General features: G+C 77.6%; 1 protein-coding gene. It reads right to left on the reverse strand.

Annotated elements, in window-relative coordinates; all coding sequences use genetic code 11:
- A partial coding sequence (locus tag M3677_RS16950; RefSeq protein ID WP_285844919.1) for a D-arabinono-1,4-lactone oxidase occupies nucleotides 1-477 on the reverse strand: 477 nt, incomplete at both ends.

A 477-nucleotide genomic window follows, 5' to 3' on the forward strand; every position in this document is an offset into this window, starting at 1 on the left:
CGCGCACCGCGACGAACTCGCCGAACCGCGGGTAGCGCCGGGCGAGGGCCGCGGCGTCGAGGCCGTGCTCCTTGCCCCAGTGCGGGCGTCCGCCCACCTCGGCGGCCATCGCCTCGAAGGTCGCGAAGTAGTCGGTCGGGTCGCTGCGCCGCGGCACGTGGACGGCGACGTAGGCGACGTCTCGGCCCGAGGCGGTCGAGAGCGGGACGTCGTCGGCGGCGGCGTAGCGCACCTCGGTCGGGATCGGCAGGCGCCACCCCCGGGCGGCGGTCTGCCGCTCGAACTCGCGCAGCAGGGCGGGGACGGCGTCGCGCGGCACGGCGTACTCGGTCTCGCGGAAGCGGAACCGGCGGGTGGACACGAACACGCGGTGCGAGAGGTCGGTGGCCGTGCGCGGGGTGAGGGCGGTGGAGGCGAACCGGGCCAGCGGCGGCACCAGCGCGGGCACGGCCCGGCCGGCGGCGATCAGCCCGCTGT

The organism is Curtobacterium sp. P97 (assembly GCF_023712445.1).
Taxonomy (GTDB): domain Bacteria; phylum Actinomycetota; class Actinomycetes; order Actinomycetales; family Microbacteriaceae; genus Curtobacterium.